18 protein-coding genes, 1 pseudogene and 1 riboswitch are annotated in these 18,940 nt (G+C 37.9%); of the genes and pseudogenes, 8 read left to right on the forward strand and 11 right to left on the reverse strand.

What is annotated here, in order from left to right; all coding sequences use genetic code 11:
• Positions 1 to 270: 270 nt before the first annotated feature.
• From J2S74_RS21890 to J2S74_RS21910, 5 genes and pseudogenes are all read right to left on the reverse strand, one after another.
• Positions 271 to 732: a UPF0158 family protein gene (locus J2S74_RS21890; protein ID WP_307330137.1), complete on the reverse strand. Its 462-nt coding sequence runs from the start codon at positions 730 to 732 to the stop codon at positions 271 to 273.
• 40 nt (positions 733 to 772) lie between these two features.
• Entirely contained in the window at positions 773 to 1,192 is a 420-nt protein-coding gene (locus tag J2S74_RS21895) for an RDD family protein (RefSeq protein WP_307330139.1), read from the reverse strand.
• Positions 1,193 to 1,264: 72 nt separating this feature from the next.
• On the reverse strand, positions 1,265 to 1,669 hold the full coding sequence (hepT, locus tag J2S74_RS21900; protein ID WP_307330231.1) for a type VII toxin-antitoxin system HepT family RNase toxin: 405 nt from the start codon (positions 1,667 to 1,669) through the stop codon (positions 1,265 to 1,267).
• A pseudogene (gene mntA, locus J2S74_RS21905) lies at positions 1,659 to 2,012 on the reverse strand (type VII toxin-antitoxin system MntA family adenylyltransferase antitoxin). Before mntA ends, hepT begins: the two are co-directional and overlap by 11 nt.
• Positions 2,013 to 2,312: 300 nt before the next feature.
• On the reverse strand, positions 2,313 to 3,953 hold the full coding sequence (locus J2S74_RS21910) for an asparagine synthase-related protein (RefSeq protein WP_307330142.1): 1,641 nt from the start codon (positions 3,951 to 3,953) through the stop codon (positions 2,313 to 2,315).
• Between the two features lie 590 nt (positions 3,954 to 4,543).
• Between J2S74_RS21910 and J2S74_RS21915 the strand changes: the two genes are divergently transcribed.
• From J2S74_RS21915 to J2S74_RS21945, 7 genes are all read left to right on the forward strand, one after another.
• Positions 4,544 to 5,245, forward strand: coding sequence for a response regulator transcription factor (locus J2S74_RS21915; RefSeq protein ID WP_307330146.1), 702 nt, complete (start codon positions 4,544 to 4,546; stop codon positions 5,243 to 5,245).
• Positions 5,235 to 6,329: a sensor histidine kinase gene (locus J2S74_RS21920; RefSeq protein WP_307330148.1), complete on the forward strand. Its 1,095-nt coding sequence runs from the start codon at positions 5,235 to 5,237 to the stop codon at positions 6,327 to 6,329. The genes J2S74_RS21915 and J2S74_RS21920 overlap by 11 nt, the downstream gene beginning before the upstream one ends.
• 13 nt (positions 6,330 to 6,342) lie before the next feature.
• A complete protein-coding gene (locus tag J2S74_RS21925; RefSeq protein WP_307330151.1) occupies positions 6,343 to 6,666 on the forward strand; it encodes an NINE protein in 324 nt (107 codons plus the stop codon).
• A complete protein-coding gene (locus J2S74_RS21930; RefSeq protein ID WP_307330154.1) occupies positions 6,657 to 6,920 on the forward strand; it encodes a hypothetical protein in 264 nt (87 codons plus the stop codon). Before J2S74_RS21925 ends, J2S74_RS21930 begins: the two co-directional genes overlap by 10 nt.
• 80 nt (positions 6,921 to 7,000) lie before the next feature.
• Entirely contained in the window at positions 7,001 to 7,591 is a 591-nt protein-coding gene (locus J2S74_RS21935) for a molybdopterin-dependent oxidoreductase (RefSeq protein WP_307330156.1), read from the forward strand.
• A gap of 30 nt (positions 7,592 to 7,621) precedes the next feature.
• Positions 7,622 to 8,614, forward strand: coding sequence for an LLM class flavin-dependent oxidoreductase (locus J2S74_RS21940; protein WP_307330158.1), 993 nt, complete (start codon positions 7,622 to 7,624; stop codon positions 8,612 to 8,614).
• 39 nt (positions 8,615 to 8,653) lie between these two features.
• Positions 8,654 to 8,756, forward strand: a riboswitch (SAM riboswitch).
• A gap of 91 nt (positions 8,757 to 8,847) precedes the next feature.
• Positions 8,848 to 9,174: a hypothetical protein gene (locus J2S74_RS21945; RefSeq protein ID WP_307330161.1), complete on the forward strand. Its 327-nt coding sequence runs from the start codon at positions 8,848 to 8,850 to the stop codon at positions 9,172 to 9,174.
• 122 nt (positions 9,175 to 9,296) lie between these two features.
• Here the strand turns inward: J2S74_RS21945 and J2S74_RS21950 are convergent, their stop codons facing one another.
• From J2S74_RS21950 to J2S74_RS21960, 3 genes are all read right to left on the reverse strand, one after another.
• The gene (locus tag J2S74_RS21950; RefSeq protein ID WP_307330162.1) at positions 9,297 to 10,097 is read right to left on the reverse strand and encodes a nucleotidyltransferase domain-containing protein; all 801 of its coding nucleotides are present in this window, start codon (positions 10,095 to 10,097) and stop codon (positions 9,297 to 9,299) included.
• A gap of 62 nt (positions 10,098 to 10,159) precedes the next feature.
• Positions 10,160 to 11,554 carry an MFS transporter gene (locus tag J2S74_RS21955; RefSeq protein ID WP_307330164.1) on the reverse strand — a complete coding sequence of 465 codons (1,395 nt, stop codon included), beginning with the start codon at positions 11,552 to 11,554 and terminating at the stop codon, positions 10,160 to 10,162.
• A gap of 108 nt (positions 11,555 to 11,662) precedes the next feature.
• Entirely contained in the window at positions 11,663 to 13,957 is a 2,295-nt protein-coding gene (locus J2S74_RS21960) for a beta-glucosidase family protein (protein ID WP_307330166.1), read from the reverse strand.
• A 179-nt stretch (positions 13,958 to 14,136) separates the two neighbouring features.
• Between J2S74_RS21960 and J2S74_RS21965 the strand changes: the two genes are divergently transcribed.
• A complete protein-coding gene (locus tag J2S74_RS21965) occupies positions 14,137 to 15,381 on the forward strand; it encodes a helix-turn-helix domain-containing protein (RefSeq protein ID WP_307330169.1) in 1,245 nt (414 codons plus the stop codon).
• 325 nt (positions 15,382 to 15,706) lie between these two features.
• Here J2S74_RS21965 and J2S74_RS21970 read toward each other — a convergent pair whose 3' ends face one another.
• The 3 genes from J2S74_RS21970 to J2S74_RS21980 all read right to left on the reverse strand — a co-directional run bounded on the left by J2S74_RS21970 (position 15,707) and on the right by J2S74_RS21980 (position 18,926).
• Positions 15,707 to 16,318, reverse strand: coding sequence for a YesL family protein (locus J2S74_RS21970; RefSeq protein WP_307330172.1), 612 nt, complete (start codon positions 16,316 to 16,318; stop codon positions 15,707 to 15,709).
• A gap of 62 nt (positions 16,319 to 16,380) precedes the next feature.
• Complete coding sequence (locus tag J2S74_RS21975; RefSeq protein WP_307330175.1) at positions 16,381 to 17,349, reverse strand: carbohydrate kinase family protein; 969 nt, start codon at positions 17,347 to 17,349, stop codon at positions 16,381 to 16,383.
• A 131-nt stretch (positions 17,350 to 17,480) separates the two neighbouring features.
• A complete protein-coding gene (locus J2S74_RS21980) occupies positions 17,481 to 18,926 on the reverse strand; it encodes a glycoside hydrolase family 32 protein (protein WP_307330177.1) in 1,446 nt (481 codons plus the stop codon).
• Positions 18,927 to 18,940 lie beyond the last annotated feature (14 nt).

Below are 18,940 nucleotides of genomic sequence, written 5' to 3' on the forward strand. Positions count from 1 at the left end.
GTTATCCCTATTATAATAGCTAACTACCTAATTTCCCAATACTTTTCCCTAGTTTTTCAAAATTGTACGAAAAAACTTTGATGCAGTATGATGACATTGCTTGTTAGAGCCCTGGAAGAAGCGTAACAATGCAAACGAAAAGCACTGAAAAGTTTTCAGTGCTTTCGATTCGTCCAGACGCTTTTAATAGAGTAATTATTTTTTTAAAAAGCTAGACCTTATGGAATTAACTCCCCTTATGAAAAAAAGGTTAATTATCTTCACTAGCATTTATTCTACATAGTCAATATTATTGTTCTGACAAAATTCCTTCGCTATTTCCTTATAACAAAGATCACGGTAATCATACCATTGTTCCACAATTCCTAAACGAGTGACATTGTCCTTAAATCTACGAAATGCTCCCTTTCCCCTAATGGCCTGAAGTAATATGTCTTGTTTTTGATGATCAGAGAGGCTATAACAAAACCTTTCCATCATGTCGTATTCATGAATATCAAAGCTCGTAGGGAGTGAGTCATACTTATCAAAGTTTTCCACTATATCATACGCTACCTGCACTTCATCTTGCTGCCAATCGGGTAAATGTTCATATTCTTCCCCATCTTCCGCCATTAGTAATGCTTCACGTGAGACATAAACGATTTCTCCTGTTTCAAGATTTAGATAAGCATTATTCTCCTCTGATTGCAACTCCATTCCTTCCAATATATTTTCCAGTTTCACTTTCATAGACCTTGTCCTCCTCTTGACAACCAAGTTTTCCCCTCTGTCAACTATGTAACACATTTTGCTTATAAACTACATAAGTGTTGGCCAGTCTATCATGGAGACCTGTTTTTCTTTCTGTAAAAGCGATCATCAGATAACCAATAAAAAATACGAGGGAAAGAAATTCACCTAAATATCTTCCAACGGATTTAGCTAGAGTTAATTGATTACCTTTATGGTCTATAATTTTCATACCGAAGATCGCTTTACCAATGGTACCTTGAAGCTTGGTTGTAGGTAAAATGATTCTATACAAAGACCAGATTACTAAAATGGGGATGTTAAACCAGATTGTCTCCTGTTTCTCACCCAATCCTAATACAAGGTGGTTGAGTAGATTCAATGGATAAAGAATGAACAACGTGTCAACAAAAAAGGCAAAAAACCTTCTCAAGAACCCTGCATAAATATTGTTTACCATACAATCACTCCCCACAACTGATTAACTAAGGGTATTATTTGTCAGAAAACGAACTACTACACACCTTAAAGGTTAATAATCAAGAATTGTTTTCGTATACTCAGTGAAGTCATCTAAATGATCTTCAACAATCTTTTGTAATATTACAAGGTTAAGTTCTTGGTAATCGTGAACGGCAATATTTCTAAATCCCACCATTGCTTTCATTTTATTGGAAAGGTCAGACGTGAGAATCCCGTTTTCCTCTAAAAATGAAAATGCATCTCTACTAGTTTGTGGTAGACCAAGCTTTTTCTCTGCAATAATATGCATAGCAATATCTATACTAGCTTCACAAGCTCGTAATAAATTTAAAACAATGGAGTCTTGGGTCGTATAGTTATTTAAATTTGATGGTGTATTGGCATATTCCTCATTTATTCGTTTCATACACCGTTCAATCATACTTACTTTATTTAAGATAACATCATTTTTCATAGATAAAACCACTTTCATCTATATTTTTCAATATAGGTAAACGTTCTTCGTTCAATTTCGTATACATTTTGAGCGTTATTAATTCAAATTGAGCTTAAAAAACGGTACTGGCCTGATTCAAATCAATCAAATCTACATCACGATTAAGTTTAGTAGCAAGCTCTTGGGCAATCATAAATAATTGATATTTATCTAACTTCTTGTTACTTAAGAATGCAATATCCAAATCACTATTATTTTTCATGGTTCCTTTTACGGTTGAACCAAACAATATAATGAAAAACGGAGATACATGTTCGACCAAATGCTCAACAATGATTTGTTGCTTCTTTTCGATCATAATATCAATACCTCCATATCCACCTAAAAGATAGTGATTAGACGTTAATAAATCGGAAATCTAATTCTAATTTAATTGTACCAAATTTTTCAAAAGGGTGTATAGATTGGGATCATTTCTTTCGAGATCAATATTATTATGGGAACCCTACTGGCGAAGCCCAGATTGCCTGCCTGACCCCTCAATTACAAAGCCAGTACAGGAGTCCTATTGTACTGGCTTTTCATACTATACGTGAACCTATCCTTTTCCCAAGACCGGTTCAACTCTATTTCACCTTTTGTGGACAGTCCCCACTATCCATTAGAGTACCTTAGTCCCCGGAATAATAGTGATATTCGGATTTTTTAATATACGTTTTTGCCATATGGCATAAGTGATGAGAGCGGTTACAATATTGTTTGTTTCCAGCGTTGGATTTAATACTAATTTTCTATGGGTTGTTTCTAATATTTCCGGAAAATTATATTTTTGATTAACCACATGCAGTGGTACAGTTTGACAAAACTTGGCTTTCGAAATTTCTTCCAACCCTTTTTTCTTATTCCTATTATATAATGGCAGTTTTCGTTTCAATAGCTCCTTCAATATATACTTTGCTTCCCATTTTTCTTCAGAAAAATAACGTTTAGAAGCTGGAATTGCGACGGAAATACTTGCTATTCTTTGGGAAACAAACGGACTATATATCGTTTTCCTATTTAGATAGGCTAGTTGGCGCCATATACTCATTGCATCCCCACAAAAATAGTTAATCATACTTCCAAGTTCACAATGAGCAAAGAGTTTATTTTCCTCGTTTTGGTCTACTATTATTCTATCCCTCACATAGCTCAACCGATTGACCATTCTTTCTTGAACAATATTCTCTCCCAGAACATCCATTACCATGTCTAAATTGGGACTGTTTAAAAACCTCCTCACTGCATAACCGGAAGGATTTTCCGTATCCATTTGCAGCTCTTTTAATAGATGATAAGAAGTTCTCTTCTTATTAATAAGATAAGCATCTTTAATCAGATTCTCCCCAAACAATGATCCTGCTTTATTACCTGAAATATAGGTAGTATATGGAGCTTCTTTAAAGATAGCGTCAAATAGTACGTGATGAGGATTAATAGGGGGGAAGCCTAATGCATCAATCGTCGACTCTAAGGAGTTGAAATACTCCTCTTCTTTTAACACAAATTCATGGTGATTGGTATGGAGTAAGGAGCTAGCCTCTTTTGCATTTTCTATTTCAGATACGAGTTCCGTTGAATCCATCCCTATGGTAACGGAGGGGAGATAAGAAGGCAAAAAGGTTTGTATTAACGTGGAATCAATACCGCCAGATAATAAATTGGCGATTGAATTTTTCCCGTTAATAAGATTGTTTGTAACGGACAGTAGTTCTTGATCTAATTTAATCATCGCTTCTTTAACATTCAAGTTACTGTTTGTTAAATTAAGTTTTTGCACAATATGGGTCGTATACCTTTTATTTTTCACATTGTACTTCATTACTTCTCCTTTCCCTAATCGCTTAATACGCTCCACATAAGTATGATGACTAAACAAAAATGGAAAGATTAAATGATCATAGAAACTTACCTTGGACTCTATTCGGTCTTTTATGTTTAATTGAGAAATGGCATTCCTAAAGCTGTCCGTTAATACAAAATCCCCAAAGGAATCTATCAAATAATAAAGCTCATATTGGGATGTAATACTACGAAACCCTTGAATGATTTGGGGTTGACCATTCACTTTTTCCACTTTAATTACACAAGCATCGTCAGCAAAATGGATAAGGGCATTCTCTAAATCTCTCCTATGACCGCGAAAACCTGTAATATAATTCTTTATTTCCTTAGCATTTAAAGCAGAAACAATCCATACTAAGTGATCAGTCATCACCATTTCAAAGTCAGGATTGGAAATTAAAATTTTAACATTATCCATACAATATCCCTCTTCCATATAAGAAGTTGTAACTTTCTGATGCTAGGACAAAAGTATTTTATAATTAAGAAATCCGAACAAAATATAAATAATTATAGTTGGTGCATATTAATCGCTTCGGAAATATACTTCGCTTTCCGCGGGCGGCTGGTGAGCCTCCTCGTGCTAACGCACTGTGGGGTCTCACCTCTGCCTCTGTTCCCGCAGGAGTCTACGTATATTTCCTACGCTTTAGTAATGCATTGTTCGTATTTTCATTTAGACAACTTAGTTATGTCCCAGCCTCATTAAAATTTATATATTTTATGGGAGGGTAGATGTAAATATAACGATTTATTTCCTTTACTAAATTATGCAGATTTAACTATTAGAACTTTGGGCCGGACGGTTCCGGCGTTTCCCCTTCAATCTTAAGAAAATCTTAAGAATTTGTTTCCTATTTATTTAAGGTTTCCTGTTTATAGTGTAAATATAGAAATTACTGCAGGTGTATTAATGATGATGGAGAATAAGGTTATTGTTTCCAAAATCCATTACGATGGACGTTATACAAACAATCGGAAAGAAGTATGTTGGAAGGAAGGATAAACATGAACCCATACCACCTATTAATCGTTGACGACGATAAAGAAATTGCCGATTTAGCTGGAATCTATTTAAACAATGAAGGTTATAAAGTGATGAAAGCAGCAAATGGTAGAGAAGCATTACATATGTTAGAGACCTTTCCATTTAAGTTGGTGATTTTAGATATTATGATGCCTGAGATGGATGGATTAGAGGTATGCAGGAGAATACGGGAAAAAGGAAATATCCCGATTATTATGTTAAGTGCCAAATCAGAGGAAATGGATAAAATTCTCGGCCTTAGCACAGGAGCCGATGACTATGTGACGAAACCATTTCACCCCATGGAATTAGTGGCTCGGGTCAAATCTCAGTTACGGCGCTACTTGCTACTCAATAAAGTGGACCCTTCTGTAGAAGACGAAAATTCCCTCCATGTTCGGGGGCTTATGGTGAATAAGCGAACTAGACAAGTGACCATGGATGGGCAGGATATTACTTTAACACCTACAGAGTTCATGATTCTTCATTTAATGGCCAGTAACCTTGGAAAGGTGTTTAGTGCAGAAGAGATTTTCGAAAAGGTGTGGAAGGAACAATACTTTGAATCCAAGAACACCGTCATGGTGCATATCCGAAAAATTCGTGAAAAGCTCAAAACACATGCCAATGAAACGGAACTCATTAAAACGGTGTGGGGGGTAGGTTATAAAATTGAAAAATAGTCCATTGGATAGTATACGTTGGAAAATGTTTCTCTACTTTTGTTTTAGTATTCTATTAACGCTTTTAACAGTAATTGCTTTATGGATTATAGCAATGATTATTTATGAAAATCGCATGGACCCGTTCTACTCCATTATCTCGTATGTTTTTCATCTCCCAATTATTGGCATACTCTTTCTTTTACTATTAGCTGGTATGTTTTTTATGCTCTACTTTTTTGTTCTTACTTCTAGTTTAATGAAATATTTGCTAAGAATCATCCATTCGGTAAATGTGATTTCTTCCGGTAATTTAGACCATCGAATCCCCATAACACGAAATGATGAACTAGGCTTGTTAGCTAATCAAATTAATACGATGACTGAAAAGCTAGACAAATCGATGGAAGAAGAAAGGAAGGCGGCCAAAGCAAAGCAGGAGTTAATAACGAGCGTATCACATGATTTACGAACACCCCTAACTTCTATTGTTGGTTACATGGATCTTATTGAACGGGATCAATACAAAGACGAAGTAGAATTACGTCATTATACGAATATTGTTTTTTCCAAAGCCAAACGTCTCCAAAAACTCATCGAAGATTTATTTGAATACACAAGAACGTTACACGGGACGATGATTATTAAAGAAGAAAAGGTGGATGTGGGGCAACTGCTGGAACAATTGGTAGCGGAGGCTTTCCCTATGCTAGATAAAGCAGGCGTTCAATGTCGGTTGCATCCTTTTCCGGAAAAGATCATTGTCACTGCCGATGGAGATAAGCTCGCGCGAGTCTATGAAAATTTAATTTCCAATGCGATCCAATACGGTCAAAAGGGAAAATACGTAGATATTAAATGGAAGCTAGAGAAGCAAGAAGCAGTGGTAGAGATCATTAATTATGGCCAGCCTATTGCGGCACAAGACCTACCATTTGTTTTCGAGCGCTTTTATCGCGGTGAAAAATCAAGGGCGGACCATTTAGGTGGAGCTGGCTTAGGTTTAGCCATTGCCAAAAATATTATCGAGCTCCACGGTGGAACAGTGACAGCACGAAGTACTACGGATCAAACCGTTTTTGAAACGAGGTTAACAATAAATTAAGGAGGCATTATTCATGAAAAAAAGCTCCATAACAGCTTTATTCCTTTCTTTAATTTCAGGGTTAGGACACATCTATTTAGGGAGAAAAATATCCGGTTTTTTCTATTTATTATTTTTTGGTGGACCATTTCTAGTCGTGTTTTTTCTAACGTTTCTTTTTGGATATAGAGATCCCATGGTCTTACTTGTCATCTCTTTAATCGTCTGGATCATCTGTATGATTGACATTAGTATCACTCTCCTACGTAGAGGGGAAGAGCTTGGCCCGTTGCCAGTCACAAGCGGGGAAATAGAAGGGCAAGATCAACATACAGCTTCTTTGATGTTATGCAGCTGAAAGAAGGGCAGTCAGAAGATAACAAATGGTTCAAACAAATTCCAAAAGGCTTAGGTATCTCCTTGTTGATCGTGGGAATGTACTATTTCCTTGTACGTGTAGCCATTCCCATCATCGATCCGTATATTTCAATAAATCTCATGTATTTTGTTCACGTTTATCTCCAGCCTATCCTTGGCTCGATCATCCTCATCGTGGGAGGTTACATGATATTAAGATTAAATAAAAATACGAAGCCGGTCAGCGAAAGGTGAGGGACAGGTCTTGTCCCTCGGTATCATTTTTACTAAGATAAGTATACAAATACTATTTTTACATAGAAAGGAAAAAAACAATGGCAAAATTACCTCCAGGACAATTTGAAACAGAGAAATGGCCTGTATTACATCAAGGGGATGTGTATGAGTTTAATGAAGAAACATGGAGATTTAAACTGTTTGGGGAAGTGGAAGAAGAGAAGACGTTTACTTACTCTGATGTGATGGATTTACCAAAAACGATTTCTACGATTGACATGCACTGTGTGACGACATGGTCCAAATTTGGAATGGCGTTTGAAGGGATTACGTTACGAGAGTTAGTAAACAAAGTAAGACTTCGTCCGGACGTCCATTATGTGAAAATATTCGGTTACTATAATGGGGACCCATTTGGTTACTCAGCAAATTTACCGTTGAAGGATTTAATGGGGGATGATGCGTTGTTCGTGTATCGCTATAAGGATGTAAATCAGGAACAATGGTCGGAGATAACACCAAAGCATGGCTATCCATTAAGATTTATCCCCCCTGCCTCCTTTTACCTATGGAAGGGATCGAAATGGGCTACTGGCATTCAATTTATGAAGGAAGATGAAGCGGGATTTTGGGAGGAGTTGGGCTATTCTATGACGGCGAATCCATTTAAAGAAGAGCGGTATCGTTGATATTAATACGAAAAGAAAGGATATATTTCCATGAAGCTTAGCATTTTGGACCAATCCCCCATTTCTCCCGGGAAAACTGCGCAACAAGCCCTAAATGAATCCTTGAAACTAGCGCAGGCAGGAGAGGCCCTTGGCTATACACGCTTTTGGATTGCGGAGCACCACAGCATGGATGACCTTGCTTGCCCAGCTCCTGAAGTCATGCTCGGCTACATTGGTGGGCAAACAAACACGATTCGTATTGGAGCGGGGGCAGTGCTGCTTCCACATTACAGTCCTTATCGAGTAGCGGAGACTTATAATTTATTGGCAACCTTATTCCCTGGTCGCGTGGATTTAGGTATTGGTCGGGCGCCTGGTGGGTCAGCAGAAGCGACGATTGCCCTTTCCGGGAATTTCTTAGAGAAGGTGCGTCACCTACCGGAATCGTTAAAAACCCTTATTAAATTTATCCATCATGATTTTTCCCATGAAGAAATGTTTTCAAAAATCAAGCCAACGCCGGTTCCTGAAACCGCCCCAAAACTATGGTTACTTGGAACGAGTGAAAAAAGTGCAAAGCTAGCTGCTGAAAATGGAATTGCTTATGCCTTTGGTCAATTTATGAGTGAGAGCGATGGGAGGGCTATCCTACAAACGTATCTTGAAAACTTTCAAGGAAGAATGTCGAAAGAGAAGCCAGAAGCCATATTGGCCGTTTCCGTCCTTTGCGGAGAGACTACAGACGCAGCGGAAAAACTCGCATGGCGCAGTTACCTTAGGAAAAAACAGCTTCCTAAAGATAATGAGATAGAATACGACCAACTTCACAAGGATGAATTTGCCGCAATGAAAAAAAGCATGGTGATTGGTAATCCTCAAGAGGTTGTAAAATCACTTCGTAGTATGAAAGAGAACTACGGAGCAGATGAAATAATGATTATTACGATAACTGACAGCTTTGAGTCCCGTTTACGTTCGTATGAGTTGATTGCAAAGGAAATAGGAAAAGGCCCCCTGTCACCACCAGAATGTTACTGGTAAAAAATGTTGTATGTATGTTATACTATTCTTAATTCCATAAGGTTATCAAGAGTGAACGAGAGTCCTGGCTCCCTGACTTCACAGCAACCTGCCAAACGGTAAGGTGCTCCTACCAGCAAAGCATTGCTTTGGATGATAACGAACGGCGAAAGCTCTTTGTTGCATCCTGCAACAAAGAGCTTTTTTATCGTTCCATTACTCTTGATGCCTTTTGAAAAAAAGGAGGAACTACCATGAACACAACAGGTTTTATTCGCGGACTGATGTCCAAAAATGTAAGCAACGAGGATTATTTAAAGCATGTCACTAGTACAGTGGAACAGCAGTTGCAAGAGTGGGATCCAGAGTACAAAGTATTTGTCATGAAACTGTCTAACTATGAGATCATCGTCAAAAAGGAATTTCAGTATTATCAATTAAGCCTACCTGAGACTGAACTAAGTGCCCTGCAAAACAAATCACCCTATTCACTGGACAAGAAAATTTGGTCGGAATTAGTACATCAAGGTCTCCACTTGGAATGGGGTCCCGGGAATTATTTGGAATATGTGTTTCGATAAGAAGTAATGAGAATGCCCCAAATGGACCGAATTCACCTTTGGGGCACATCTTTAAGCTCATTTATATACAAATTCAAAATAACTCTTCAACTACCTTCATGAAGGTCTCTAGTAATTTTCCCTTACCATTCATTTATCAACGGTCTTGGTGTCATCCACCATTGTTCATAATCAAGTTGATACCTAGTGGTCACTGTGCTTATATCTTCAGGCATCTTATAACTCGTCCACTTAGTAAAAATATCAACTAACTGGTCACATGTATCATTATCTTGTGTTTCACAAAATTTCCTGCATAGTTCTACTATACCTTCAGGCTTGTTTGGTATATTTTGTACTGTTTCCTCCAGTCTACGATTTGACGGAAATAGAATGTGATTTTCCTGAAGAATCAATCGATAAACCATATATACAATTTCAGCAGCAACATGGGTTTTCATGTATCCTTCTGGTTCACACATCTTCCAAAAGTACATATAATTCATTTGTAATGCACTATAAAAAGAAAGCTGTTTATCTTCCTTTTCCCACATCTGAAAAACAGGAATATCATTAACTATGTTCTCGATCTCCGAATCTTTACTAAATAATACTCGAGAGCCAATAAAGGAATTTCTAGTAGGTTCACTTCCCTTTTCAGCGGCAGCCTTGATATAATCTTTTGTCATATATTTAATATCAAAATACCCACCTTCATAGGTGCACAAACCGTCTATTACTTCTGATGTTGAATTCATCTTTTTTCTTTTTGCGAAATATTCTTGTGTTACTATAACCATAGCATCAAGATCAGAATCTGGTCGTTCTATTCCTTTCGCTACAGAACCACCAAAGACAAGTGCAATGATGTGATCCCGATCTGGAAATTTGTTTTTAAAATAATCAATCATAATTTCTAAAGATTCTTCATGATGTTTATACATTTTAACCACCCACTTAACGTTCGCATTTCAACTATTTATTTTGACACCCTCTCCTCAGTCAATTAGGACTCTTTTCGTGCTTGTAGATCTGCTAAAATTTGTGGATACATTTTATCTAGTTTATAGAAATTAAGTATGGCCAGTTGTAATAATGCAATGATAGCTGGTGCCCAAACGAACAAGAAGGTAATCATAGCGATGGCAGCATCAGTTTGCTCTGCTACCCCTCCAACATAGCCGCCGAGTGACAGGGACCAACCTATTATCGCTGCACCAAGACCCATTCCAACTTTCGTACCAAAACTTCCGGCGCTATAAACTAAACCTTCTGTACGTAAGCCTGTTTTCCATTCCCCATATTCAATTGTATCCGCTAACATAGCAAAGAAGGAAGCTGCCATAGGAACCGCACCCAGACCACGGATAATAGATCCCACTATTACTAAAGTGAAGTTTGATGGATCAATCATAATGACAACGGTTCCAATCAATCCAAATAATAATCCAAAGATCATGGCATTACGTTTTCCGAATTTCTTTATAATAGGTGCTACAAATAGTAAACCGATCATTATTGGAAACAAACCAGCTAAGCCAAGTGGTCCAACTAATGCTGTATTTCCAAGAATATACTGTGCATAGTAAACGCCAAGTCCTCCGCCTAGCCCCATACCGGAGTAAGAAACCAGTGCAAATAATACCATCATTGCCCAGTATTTATTCTTGAATAAAGCTTTAACACCATCCTTAACCGGAACTTTTGATTGATCCACGTTAACAGCTGTTACACGTTCTTTCGTCGTTAAGAAGGTTATAAGGAACAGAATACCTGCAAGAATACCGAAAATAGTGAAGGTTACCGTCCAACCCGTTTTTCCTCCCCCAAAAGCTTCTACAAGAGGAATGGTGAAGAAAATGACAATTACTGTCGCTATAAGTGCGGAAAACATCCGGAAAATATTTAACGTAGCTCGTTGATAGCTGTCTTGTGTCATTCGTGCATTCAATACACCGTAAGGAATATTAATACCAGTGTAAATAATATGAACTAAGTTATAAGTAATGGCAATATATACCAACATACCCACTGGACCTAAATCAGGGACAGTGAACAACATGATGGCAGAGATCGTATATGGTATTGCCAACCATAACAACCATGGTCTTGCTTTTCCATGCTTGGAATTTGTTTTATCAACGATTGCCCCCATCCCAATATCTGTGAACCCATCTAAAAGTCTTGATAGTAAAATAATCGTACCAACAGCTGCTGCTGAGGCACCAGCAACATCCGTATAGTAGAATACAAGGAAAGTAGACACTGCGGCAAAAACAAGATTACTTGCTAAATCACCGAAACCATAACCCATTTTCTCTGTAAAACCTATTTTTGCTCCTGTTGGTGTACCGCCCCCTGATGGTGTATCCACAACCTCTTCTTTTCTAATTGCTCCCATGTTAAAACCTCCTTTAATATTTAGAAGATTACAAAAACGACAAGTAATTCCATTTTTATTGGAGCTCCAAATCAATTAGGATCTATTAATTTGGAGCATCCAAGCATGTTATTTAGCTACCACTTGTGAAACGGCATCGTCTAATTTTTCTAGTAAATCCGAAAGCATTTCTTCTGTGAAGGATTCGTTGAAAGATACGAGAGTTCGAAGTGGCATATACTTCATCATTGCCACCAACATCTCTGATTGCTCCCCTTCCATGGCTTCCATCATTGGACTATTTTTCCTAATTTCAGCAAGTGCTTCTTGTAATACTGGCCCAGCATGAGGGTGTGCCATAATATCTCCCATCGTTGATGTTCTAGAGAAACGTACTGGAAGGGAAACAGTAGATTGTACCTTCACTTTTTCTGATAACACGATATCCTTAGATGATTTCCCTACTAAAATCTCGAATTCTCCCGTTTCCACATGCCAATCTTTTAATTGGACGTTGTAGTATGCGAAGGCACGTTTATCGAGGGTAAACATAACAATTGTTTCTTCCCCTGGTTCCAGTGCAACCTTTTCGAATCCTTTTAATTCTTTTGCAGGTCGAATAACGCTTGTTTCCACATCACGTACATAAAGTTGAACCACTTCTTTACCAGCAATGTTTCCAGTGTTTTTCACCGTTACATGAACATCCACTGTTTCTTCATCCGTTAATTCCTTTTTATTCACCGAAATAGTGGTATAGTCAAAAGTCGTGTAGCTTAAACCATAGCCGAACGGGAATAACGGTTCAATTTCCTTCGTATCGTAATAACGATAACCAACGAAAATTCCTTCTTTGTACTCTACTTTGTCACCTTCTCCTGGGAAGTTAAGGTGAGACGGATTATGACTTAGTTTCTGCGGGAAGGTTTCCGCCAATTTACCAGATGGGTTCACTGCTCCGAATAGGACATCAGCTACGGCCCCACCAAATGCTTGTCCTCCTAAATACGCTTCAAGCAACCCTTTTACATTTCCTAACCAAGGCATCTCGATTGGGGCACCATTACTTAGAACAACAATCACATTCGGTTGTACTTCCGAAACGGCTTCAATAAGTCGTTGATGATTCGCAGGAATGTGTAAGTGTGTACGGTCGTAGCCTTCTGATTCATAACGCTCTGGAAGTCCTACAAACACTACTGCTACATCGGACTGGATGGCAATGTCTTTCGCTTCTAAAATAAGTTGCTCATCGATGTAGTCCGAGTCTAACTTATACCCTTCACCATAGGACACATCCGCTTCACCAGCCAATTTCTGCATTTCTTCAAACACATTATCTAGTTTAGTAGGAACAACGTGAGAACTTCCCCCACCTTGATATCTAGAGTGCTTAGCGAAAGCACCAAGTACCGCAATCTTCCCTTCCTTTTTCAGTGGAAGAACTTCTTCTTCATTCTTGAGAAGTACCATGCTTTCACTAGCCACTTGTCTAGCTAGGGCGTGGTGAGCTTCTTGGTCATACGTTGCATTTTCCTTTTTCTCGTCTACTGATCTAAAAATGATTGTTAACAGTCTTTCTACTGCGTCGTTAAGGACCTCTTCTGATAGACTACCGTTTTTCACTGCTTCGACGATTTTCTTGTCCCCTTCTCCATTACTAGAAGGCATTTCCAACTCCAAGCCAGCTTCTAGCGCATGTGCCCGTTCATTTACAGCACCCCAGTCAGAAACGACGAAGCCTTCATGTCCCCACTGCTCTTTTAAAATATCCGTTAATAATGTTTTGTTTTCGGAGGCAAATTCTCCATTTACTTGGTTATAGGAACACATTACAGTCCACGGTTGTGCTTTTTTCACAGCACCTTCAAAGCTAGCAAGGTAAATTTCCCGAAGCGTCCGCTCATCTACCACTGCATCGGTTGACATTCTGCGGTGCTCTTGATTGTTTGCGGCAAAATGCTTTAAGGATGTCCCGACACCTTGGCTTTGTACCCCATTAATGTGACTTGCTGCTAATTCCGATGAGAGGTAAGGATCCTCAGAGAAATATTCAAAGTTACGTCCACATAATGGAGAACGTTTAATGTTGGCACCTGGTCCAAGAAGTACCGCCACATCTTCTGCTTGGCACTCTTCCCCTAAGGCAACCCCTACTTTGTTAATAAGGTTTCTGTCCCAAGATCCTGCTAATCCCGCTGCTGATGGAAAACACGTTGCAGGAACGCTGTCAAAAAGACCAAGATTATCGGCACCTTGCTTTTGTTTACGTAAACCATGTGGTCCATCCGTAACCATGACGGAAGGAATCCCTAATCGTTCTACTGGTTTGGTATGCCAAAAATTTAATCCAGAGCATAACCCCGCTTTTTCTTCTAAAGTTAATTCTTGTATAAGTTGACGAATAGTCTCACTACGATTCATAAAAACCTCCTATTAGCACTTTTTTCTCTTTCTTTATTTGAATTTTAATCGTTTTCATAGTAAGGTTTTAGTATTAATATATTTTTTTTGGTAAAAATATAATTTATTTTGAAACGTTTTCAAAATAAAAAAAGAGAGCGTTGAGAAATTGTAGTTTTGGGAATGGGAGGTATTTATTTATGGAAGCCATGCTGCGGGACATAGAGGACATAGAATACTTTAGCAAACTTATTTATGAAACAGTGCATATCCCTGTTTTTTACATAAATAAGGACTTAGAGGTTATTACAGGGTTTCCGGCAATCTTTACGAGTAATCCTATATATCCCTCCTACGATGAATTATTTACACAGCTAGATTTTTTCAATGATCCCTTGCATGTTCCTGTTTTAAGAACAACGAACTTCCTAGAGAACTTTATCTCTATTAAAGTGGGAAACAACGATAAATTTGAAGGAGCATGGATATTAGGTCCGTCCGTCTACTCCCCTATTGCGGAGGAAACCATCTACGGGCTACTAAATGATTTTCAGGTGAGAATATCAGGGGATACCTTGAAGGAATACTATGAATCTTTACCAGTGATAAATAAGCTCACCCTGCTCCACGCAGGTCTTCTAGCGACTTATCTCCTGTATTCGAAGCGACTCTCCGTTACGGACGTTATTCAAAAGGATACCATGCTGACAAATAACGTTACCATTGAAGAAAATCCTGATTTACACGTGTCAAAAAACAGGCAGGAAATTTCCTTTCATGCCTCCTTTCAATGGGAACAAATGTTGATGCAATGTGTGAAAGAGGGGCGTAAAGAAGATCTCATAAATAAATTTGTTGTTCCTGAGTCTGAAGGGAAACCAGGAGTTCTTTCAAAGAAAAGCCATCTTAGGAGTGAAAAGAACTTAGCTATATCAGCCATCACGCTAGCAACTCGTTACGCCATTGACGGTGGACTCCACCCTGAAATGGCTTACACCATGAGTGATCTCTATATACAAGGGTTAGAAGACATTAAGAGTGCGTTAGAGGTACAGATCTATCTAAGGGAAGCTTTATGTGATTTTACAGATCGGGTAAATGAGGTGAAGCATCACAAATACACGACTCCCATTATTGAGTGTCAGTCCTATATTTTTAAACATCTTTATGAAGAAATTACGTTAGTACAACTGGCCAAGGTAGTGAATCTGCATCAAAACTATTTATCAGCTTTGTTTAAAAAAGAGGTAGGTACATCTATTACGGAATATATCCTTAAACAGAAAGTGGAAGAGGCGAAAAAGCTCCTCACACATTCTAATTATCCCTTATCGGAAATCTATACATGGCTTAACTTTCATGACCAAAGCCATTTTACTAAAGTATTTAAAAAGTACACTGGAACCACACCGAAAAAATATAAAAATCAGTGCCTAAAGCCCTGACGATTTTTTTCTATTTACTATCTCGTAAGCTTTAGTACCTCGTTTTAAACTCACAAATAGATAAAGACAATTGCTGTACACTATCCGTCTACTGTTCAGTAGTTGTTAAACAAATAAATAAGCGGCAGTCAATTCAACTTCCGCTTATTCCATAACGTTAACTTATTTAGTATACAAATGTTCTAGCAAACTTCTAGTTGGACTAGGGAACTTTAGAACTAGAGTTTACCTAGAGTATTCGTGACAATTAATTAATATTTATTGTACTTAAATATACAGCTTCCGTTGTATTGTAGTATCAATAGGGTCTGCTACAGAAACAATATTAGAATGCTATGTTTTTTCTTGGAAGAGACATCGAGGCTACTTTCATCATAATGAAACTAATTAAGCTCATTCCTATTGCAAAAATCAAAGCAGGTACAGCTAAATATATTAAAATAATAATAGCAATTCCTGCAAACAACGTTATCGTATGGAATGGTCTGCCAATAGCTAATATTAACGCATGTTTCGGGTATTGCCAAAGCTTTAGGTTAAAGTGAACAAACACAGGGAAAATGTATAATAATATCAATAGATAGGCGAAACCAATAACAACTGTTATACTAGCTAAGGTTAATTGAAGTAAGCCACTGTCTAATTGATGGAGTACTCTTAAATCAACATATAATACGACCCCAACTAGGATTACAATATACCCGAGAATATTTGATTGGATAAATTCAGCTTTAAATTTACTCCAGAAAAGTTTGAAAACAGGAGTATCAGCATCCTCCATAATTAACTCTCTCAAAACAGCAAATAATGCTGCAGTAGCAGGAAATATCCCAACGATAATTAACCCTATACAAGAGAATAAAACCCATAGAATATTTAATAGTAGTAAGTTGAATCCCCAATTTCCAAGTCGAATATACCATTGTGTCCCAAACATGATGTGTCCTCCTAAAAAGTTTTAAATAACTTTTCCTATTAGCATTCTTCTAAGAGAAAACCTCAAATCACTTCTTCAAGTGTTGGAATTGCTGTTATTGCTCCCAGCCTTGTACAAACAACAGCTCCTACTTTATTACTAATTAGTGTCATCTTTATCAACCGTTCAAAATCTTCTAAGACCGTTTTTGGTTCATTTTCTTTAGAAAATTGGAAAAGCATTGCACCTACAAAGGCATCTCCTGCACCTGTGGAATCTATGGATTTTACTTTTATACTTGGAATGATTTGTTGCTCTTTCCCATTTGAGAGTAATGTACCATTTTTTCCTAATGTAACTGCTACTGTATTGGCACCCAACCTGTGAAGGCGTTGAACCCCATTAGCTATTTCATCCTCACCTGAAATGATGTTAAGCTCATCATTACTAACCTTCACAAAGTCCGCTGAAGAGATTCCTTCCTTCGCCAACTCCACAAACTTCTCTACCTTACCCTTCCAAAGATCTGCTCTATAGTTAGGATCAAAGGAAATAAACTGACCTTCTTTTTTAGCAGAGCATATTGAATTAAGATAGGTGGATTGAAATGGTTCCTCTAATAGGGCTGTTGCTGAACCAAAATGCAAAATACTAGCACTGCTCATTTTTTCTTTATCTATCTCATCTTCTTTTAAATTGGCATCTGCACCTCGATTGAATATAAAATCCCTTTCGCCATTTTCCTTCAAGGAGACAAAAGCTAATGTGGTTAGATTGTTTTCATCTAGCAATAGCATCGAAGTATCTACACCGACTTCCTCCAACGTATTTTTCAAAAAATGACCAAAGGGATCATTTCCTACCTTCCCGCTGAACAGGGCGGATCCCCCTAATTTAACAATGGTAGCACATACATTGGCAGGGGCCCCCCCCGCCTGCTTCTCGAAATTCTGTCCTTTAACCAAATCTGTCCCCACATTTGTACAGAAAAAATCAATTAATAACTCTCCCAAACAAACAACAGATGAATTTCTATTCCCTTTGATGACCATTTACCTGCTCCCCTCTATACCGATTCATATTTTTCTTATCTCTTGCTATTAGATAACAAGGGAGGAAACATGTAAACAGCTCCTCCCTTTCTAATTTTTTTAATTAGTGTTCCGTTAATACCTATTAGAAATCACTTACTAGGGATGGAGATATAACTATTAGATACTTTCATAGACCCATTGGAAGTGAACAGGGAAATTGCTTCACATACTTTGTCTGGGTAGATTAAGCTAGTTAAGGCATACTCCCCATCGTTTATAAGTAGTTCAACGGACGAGGTATCCAATAAAAGACGAACTTGAACATTATCGGTATTTTCTATTTTCACCAATTGTTCGTTGGAGAACATTTCTGAAAAATCTATATCACCAGATGTCTTTCGATCTAATACTAACAAATTTTTCTCCGCATCAAACGAAATAGAAGTATATTGATCTGCTGTATGTTCAAGGGTCATACCAAATTTCGTTGCATCCACATTTTCAAAATTCATTACTAAATCTAAATATGGAGCTTCTATTTTAAAAGTTTCCGTCCCTTCAATAACAGCATCATTAACCTCTTTTTCTTTAGAAAAATAAGCGTCTAACTCCTTTACTAGCTTTTGAACAACTTTAAATCCTTCACTAGTTTTTCGAAGAGATAGTTCTCTTGGTATTGTCATTTGACTTCTCCAGCCTTCTGTTGGAACATGGTTCGCATAACGCCAATTACTCATCCAGCCAAGGTAAATACGTCTTCCGTCCTCTTCAGGAATATCAGAGAAGCTTACACCTGCATAGTTATCTCTTCCAAAATCGAGCCATTTAATATCATCATGCTCTGCTACGAAATTGGAACCATTGAAGGAACCAACAAAATACTGTGTACGAGATCCTTCTGCAAACGCAGGATTATCTCCAATACTTACTATTAAAAACCATTTTTCTTCCTCACTGTCTTCAACTTGTAATTTAAATAAATCAGGGCATTCCCATACACCATCATGGGATCCGATACCTTCACCAAATTCACTTTCAAACTTCCAGTCAATTAAGTTTGAAGAAGAATAGAAGGAAATAGTTTGGCCAGTAGCTAGTGCCATGATCCATCTCGCTGTTTCCTTATGCCAAAATACTTTAGGATCTCGGAAATCCATTTTTGATTCATGACCAAGGACAGGGTTCCCACCATACTTTTTCCATGTTCTCCCTAAATCATGGCTATAGGCTAAGCTTTGCGATTGAGAAGGCTGTTCTCCTTCACGATGAATATGGTGTGTAAAAATAGCCACTAAACCAGGTTCATCTGGGAAAAATCCAGTAGTATTATTCCAATCTACAACAGCACTTCCCGAGAATATCGTCCCATGTTCATCTGGATATAAAGCAATGTCAAGCTCTTCCCATGTGATCATATCTTTACTGACAGCGTGGCCCCAATGCATGGGACCCCAAACGCTGTCATTTGGATTATATTGAAAGAATAGATGATATTCACCCTTGAAGTATACTAATCCATTAGGATCATTCATCCAATTTGCCTTTGGTGCAAAGTGTAATTGCGGTCTATATTTTTGCAGATCTTGGGTTGTCAAATGAATAACCTCCT

Source organism: Evansella vedderi (genome assembly GCF_030813435.1).
Classification (GTDB): domain Bacteria; phylum Bacillota; class Bacilli; order Bacillales; family Salisediminibacteriaceae; genus Evansella; species Evansella vedderi.

Excerpts from the sequence above, each read along its gene's own strand:
- J2S74_RS21890 (WP_307330137.1), bottom strand. The coding sequence starts at position 732 with ATGAAAGTGAAACTGGAAAATATATTGGAAGGAATGGAGTTGCAATCA.
- J2S74_RS21895 (WP_307330139.1), bottom strand. The coding sequence starts at position 1,192 with ATGGTAAACAATATTTATGCAGGGTTCTTGAGAAGGTTTTTTGCCTTT.
- hepT (WP_307330231.1), bottom strand. The coding sequence starts at position 1,669 with ATGAAAAATGATGTTATCTTAAATAAAGTAAGTATGATTGAACGGTGT.
- J2S74_RS21910 (WP_307330142.1), bottom strand. The coding sequence starts at position 3,953 with ATGGATAATGTTAAAATTTTAATTTCCAATCCTGACTTTGAAATGGTG.
- J2S74_RS21915 (WP_307330146.1), top strand. The coding sequence starts at position 4,544 with ATGAACCCATACCACCTATTAATCGTTGACGACGATAAAGAAATTGCC.
- J2S74_RS21925 (WP_307330151.1), top strand. The coding sequence starts at position 6,343 with ATGAAAAAAAGCTCCATAACAGCTTTATTCCTTTCTTTAATTTCAGGG.
- J2S74_RS21930 (WP_307330154.1), top strand. The coding sequence starts at position 6,657 with ATGCAGCTGAAAGAAGGGCAGTCAGAAGATAACAAATGGTTCAAACAA.
- J2S74_RS21935 (WP_307330156.1), top strand. The coding sequence starts at position 7,001 with ATGGCAAAATTACCTCCAGGACAATTTGAAACAGAGAAATGGCCTGTA.
- J2S74_RS21940 (WP_307330158.1), top strand. The coding sequence starts at position 7,622 with ATGAAGCTTAGCATTTTGGACCAATCCCCCATTTCTCCCGGGAAAACT.
- J2S74_RS21945 (WP_307330161.1), top strand. The coding sequence starts at position 8,848 with ATGAACACAACAGGTTTTATTCGCGGACTGATGTCCAAAAATGTAAGC.
- J2S74_RS21950 (WP_307330162.1), bottom strand. The coding sequence starts at position 10,097 with ATGTATAAACATCATGAAGAATCTTTAGAAATTATGATTGATTATTTT.
- J2S74_RS21955 (WP_307330164.1), bottom strand. The coding sequence starts at position 11,554 with ATGGGAGCAATTAGAAAAGAAGAGGTTGTGGATACACCATCAGGGGGC.
- J2S74_RS21960 (WP_307330166.1), bottom strand. The coding sequence starts at position 13,957 with ATGAATCGTAGTGAGACTATTCGTCAACTTATACAAGAATTAACTTTA.
- J2S74_RS21965 (WP_307330169.1), top strand. The coding sequence starts at position 14,137 with ATGGAAGCCATGCTGCGGGACATAGAGGACATAGAATACTTTAGCAAA.
- J2S74_RS21970 (WP_307330172.1), bottom strand. The coding sequence starts at position 16,318 with ATGTTTGGGACACAATGGTATATTCGACTTGGAAATTGGGGATTCAAC.
- J2S74_RS21975 (WP_307330175.1), bottom strand. The coding sequence starts at position 17,349 with ATGGTCATCAAAGGGAATAGAAATTCATCTGTTGTTTGTTTGGGAGAG.